Annotated in this window: 4 protein-coding genes; 1 reads left to right on the top strand and 3 read right to left on the bottom strand. The window is 78.2% G+C overall.

Annotation, left to right across the window (positions count from 1 at the left end; genetic code table 11):
* Positions 1-91 precede the first annotated feature (91 nt).
* Complete coding sequence (locus tag ACRYM0_RS20455) at positions 92-946, bottom strand: inositol monophosphatase family protein (RefSeq protein ID WP_432507687.1); 855 nt, start codon at positions 944-946, stop codon at positions 92-94.
* A complete protein-coding gene (locus ACRYM0_RS20450) occupies positions 943-2058 on the bottom strand; it encodes a ferrochelatase (RefSeq protein WP_432507686.1) in 1116 nt (371 codons plus the stop codon). Before ACRYM0_RS20450 ends, ACRYM0_RS20455 begins: the two co-directional genes overlap by 4 nt.
* A gap of 220 nt (positions 2059-2278) precedes the next feature.
* Between ACRYM0_RS20450 and sepH the strand changes: the two genes are divergently transcribed.
* Entirely contained in the window at positions 2279-3583 is a 1305-nt protein-coding gene (gene sepH, locus ACRYM0_RS20445; RefSeq protein ID WP_432507685.1) for a septation protein SepH, read from the top strand.
* Between the two features lie 96 nt (positions 3584-3679).
* On the opposite strand, the gene ACRYM0_RS20440 is transcribed toward sepH, so the two are convergent.
* Positions 3680-4084 (bottom strand): YsnF/AvaK domain-containing protein, encoded by a 405-nt coding sequence (locus ACRYM0_RS20440; RefSeq protein WP_432507688.1) that lies wholly within the window; start codon positions 4082-4084, stop codon positions 3680-3682.
* Between the last annotated feature and the right edge of the window lie 105 nt (positions 4085-4189).

The raw sequence follows: 4189 nt of genomic DNA, 5'->3' as shown, positions 1-4189 counted from the left end.
CACGCCCGCGTGAGCCCAGGACCCCTGCGGCGTGCGCGGCCGGGCCGCACAGCCCCGGCCGCGGCACGGCTGGAGCCGGCGGCCGGCGGTGTCAGCCGGCGAGCTCCGCGCGCAGCGCGGCGTGCAGGGCACCGGGCGCGGCGAGCACGCCGTCCGCTCCGGCGGGCCCGCCGTCGAAGCCGGTGACCGCGGCTCCCGCCTCGCTGGCCACCAGCCCCCCGGCGGCCATGTCCCAGGGCTTCAGCCCGCGCTCGTAGTAGGCGTCCAGGCGGCCCGCCCCCACCCAGCACAGGTCCAGCGCGGCGCTGCCGATGCGCCGCACGTCCCGCACGCGCGGCAGCAGGCGCGCCAGCACCGCGGCCTGCTCGGCGCGGCGCACCGGGTCGTAGCCGAACCCGGTGCCCACCAGCGCCCGGTCCAGCGCCACCTCCCCCGGCACGCGCAGCACCCGCTCGCGCTCGCCGTCGCGCAGGCTCGCGCCCTGCCCGAGGGCGGCGCTCCACACCTCGCCGGCGGTGGGGTCGTGCACGCAGCCGGCCAGCACGGTCCAGGTGGAGGGGTCGGGGCGCTGCACGCCGCGCCCGGGGTCGACGACGCAGGCGACGCTCACGGCGTAGGCGCGCAGCCCGTACAGGTAGTTCACGGTGCCGTCCACGGGGTCGACCACCCAGGTCACCCCGGAGGTGCCCGGGTGGTGCCCGCCCTCCTCGCCGAGGAAGCCGTCCTGCGGGCGCGCACGCCGGAGCACCTCGCGCAGCAGCCGCTCGGAGGCGGTGTCCATGGCCGTCACCACGTCCGTGGGGGTGGACTTGGTGGCCGCCACCTCCACCCGGTCGGGGCGCCCGGTGCGCACCAGTTCGCCGGCCGCGGCGGCGGCCTCGACGGCCACCCGCCGCAGCGCGGCGACCTCCTCGGCCCCCGGCGGCGGAGCGGTGCCGCCGCTCACGCCGGCGCCGGGGCGCGGTAGTCCTCACCCGTGGCGGCGGGCAGGTCGGCGCGCAGGTTGCGGCAGCAGTCCACGGGGCAGACGGTGTGCGAGGGCCCCAGGGCGCCGGTCGCGGGCTGCTCGGGGCGTTCCCCGCGCGCCTGGGCCGCCCGCTCCTGGACGAGGTCGACCAGGCCGGCGACGAACGCGGCGTGGGCCCCCACCGTGGCGGCCCGCGCGAACGGCAGGCCGACCTCCCCGGCGGTCTCGGCGGCCTCGGTGTCGAGGTCGAACTTGACCTCCATGTGGTCGCTGACGAACCCGATGGGCGCCACGACCGCACCGGGCACGCCCTGCTCGCGCAGCGCGCGCAGGTGGTCGTTGACGTCCGGCTCCAGCCACGGCTGGCTGGGCGGCCCGGAGCGCGAGCAGTACGCCAGGTCCCAGGCGATCTCGCCGCCGCGCGCGGCACCCGCGCGCCGGGCCACCTCGGCGGCCACGTCGAGGTGCTGGCGCACGTAGGCGCCGCCGTCGCGGCCCGAGACGTCGTTCATGGCGTCGGGGATGGAGTGGGTGACGAACACCACCCGCGAGCCCTCCGGCACCGAGCCCAGGGCGTCGACGACGGCCTGCGCGTTCACCTCGGTGAACGCGGGGTGGTTGAAGTAGTGGCGGATCTTGTCGAACTCGATCTCGCGCCCCTCGGCGGCCAGGACCTGCGCGGTGCGGGCGAGGTCCTCGCGGTACTGCCGGCAGCTGGAGTAGGAGGAGTACGCGCTGGTGAAGACGACCAGGACCCGGCGCGCTCCCGCCTCGTGCGCCTCGCGCAGCACGTCGGTGGCGTACGGTTCCCAGTTGCGGTTGCCCCACAGCAGCGGCAGGTCCGCGAGCCCGCGGGAGTCCAGCTCGGTGCGCAACTGCGCGAGCAGGGCGCGGTTCTGGTCGTTGATGGGGCTCTTGCCGCCGAAGTGCAGGTAGTGCTCGGCGACGGCCTCGAGCCGCTCGCGCGGGATGCCGCGCCCGCGGGTGACGTTCTCGAGGAACGGCATGACGTCCTCGGGGCCCTCCGGGCCCCCGAAGGACAGCAGCAGGACGGCGTCGTACGGACGCGCGGAGGATGTCGCAGCGCTCACCGGCCCATCATCCCCGCTGCCGGGGGCCCCGCCCGCCGGGGGTGGGACGCACCGCGCGAGGACGCGCACCGCGGTGGCTCGCGGTCGCGGTGCGCGGGCGCACGGTGAGCACCGGTGGTGCCGTCAGGTGAACGGGACGCGGCCCAGGTGGCAGAGTGCGTGCAGCGCCCGGCCCGTCCGGTCGCGACGCCGCAGACCACACCGCTGGGAGGACGCCCTCATGCAGGACCTGAGGCTCGTCGGGGTCCACGACGACGGCGAGCACGTGGTGCTCGTCGCCGCCGACGGAGCGCGCTACCGGCTGCGGGTGGACGAGGCCCTGCGGGCCGCGGTGCGCCGCGACCGCGCCCGCCTGGGACAGCTGCAGATCCAGATGGAGTCCCAGCTGCGCCCGCGCGACATCCAGGCCCGCATCCGGGCCGGGGAGTCCGCCGAGGAGGTCGCCGAGTCCGGCGGGCTGCCCCTGGACCGGGTGCGCCGCTACGAGGGGCCGGTGCTGGCCGAACGGGCCCACGTCGCCGGCCTGGCCCGGCGCACCGCCTACGGGCGCTCGGGCGGCAACGGCAGCCTGGAGGAGCTGGTGGTCACCCGGCTCAGCGCCCGCGCGGTGGACCCCGAGGGCGCCCGGTGGGACGCCTGGCGCGAGGAGGACGGCGACTGGACCGTGCAGGTCGAGTTCGTCGCCGGCGGGCGCGGCCGCCTGGCCCGCTGGTCCTTCGACCCCGCGTCGCGGGCGCTGACCGCCACCGACGACGAGGCCCGCTGGCTGAGCGAGGAGGAGCCCCCCGACGCCGGCCCCCTGCCCGCGCGGCGGCTGGTGAGCGTGGCCGGCGAGGCTCCCCGCACCGGCGCCGAGCGGGTGTACGACGTCGAGGCCGACGGCGGGGTGCGCACCGCGGAGCGGGGCGGCCGCTCCCAGCGCCCCGGCCCCGGCGAGGTGGCCCCCGGGCTGCTGGACGCCCTGGACGCCCAGCGCGGCGTGCGCGGCGAGCCCCAGCCCGCGGCGGAGTCCGGCGAGGCGGCGCCTCGGGTGGACGCCCTGCTGGCCGACCCCCCGCCCGCCCACCCGGCGGCGTCCGCGCCCCACGAGCACGAGGACCGCACGGTGCTGCCGCCCCCGCGCCCGGCGGGTGCGCGGACGGGTCCGCAGGAGCACGGTGAGGTCGCCGCGGACCCGCCCGGGGAGGTCCCGGACGACGCCGGCGGGAACGCCCCGGCGCTGGAGGACGCGGCGGCGGGAGCGGTGCCGGCCGAGGAGCCGGGCGAGGCGTCGGGCGCGGTCGCGGACGGAGCCCTCGAGGCCACCGGTGCCCCGGAGGGCCCCGGGGGCGCGCAGGCACCGGCCGGCGGGCAGGGCGCCACGGAACCGGAGGACCCCGAGACCGGCGCTCAGGCGCCGGAGCGTCCCGCCCCGCGGCGCCGCAACCGCTCCGCCCGCCGCCAGGCGGGCGGCGCAGCGGGAGCCGGCAAGCGCGCCAGCGTTCCCAGTTGGGACGAGATCATGTTCGGCGCGAAGAAGGAGTGAGAGCGCGCCGGTGGCGCGGCGCGGGTGCCACCGGACGCGACGGGGCCCCGCGCGGCGAACCGCACGGGGCCCCGTGGTCCTGCACCTGCTCGATCGTCAGTCCACTCCCGCGGCGCGGGGCGAGCGGTCGGCCACCTGCTCGACGGCCACCTGCTCGGTGCGCAGCACGGCCTGCACGGCCTCCTCGCCCCCGACCTGACGGACGCTGACGCGCACCACCTCGGTGGGCTCCACGCGCAGCGAGACGACGGGGACCTCCTCGTGCAGGACGATCTCCAGCGGTTCCTCGGGCGCAGCACCCGCAGGGGCGTACCCCTCCGGGTCGTCCGCGTCGAACGGCTCGCGCTCCACCACGAGCCGCTCGACGCGGACCGGGACCTGCACCGTGCGGACCTCGGAGACCACGCTCTTGCGGATGCGCACGCGCTCGCTGGGCACGCGCACCCGCTCCACGCGCAGTTCCTCGGCCGAGCGGAGGACCTCGGCGCGGTCCTCGCTCAGGAGCGGTCGCGCTTCGTGGTGGCCTCCTGGCCGGCGTCGAGGTCGATGTGCTCCTCGCGCACCTCGGCGGAGACGGTCTGCTCCTCCTGCACCGTCTGCGTCCCC

The sequence above is a fragment of the Kineococcus arenarius subsp. arenarius genome, from assembly GCF_050871845.1.
Classification (GTDB): Bacteria; Actinomycetota; Actinomycetes; order Actinomycetales; family Kineococcaceae; genus Kineococcus.
Note: the sequence above shows the minus strand (reverse complement) of the source record. Positions and strands in the feature narration are given on the sequence as shown.

Coding starts and splice junctions, on each gene's coding strand:
- sepH (WP_432507685.1), top strand. CDS start 2,279: ATGCAGGACCTGAGGCTCGTCGGGGTCCACGACGACGGCGAGCACGTG.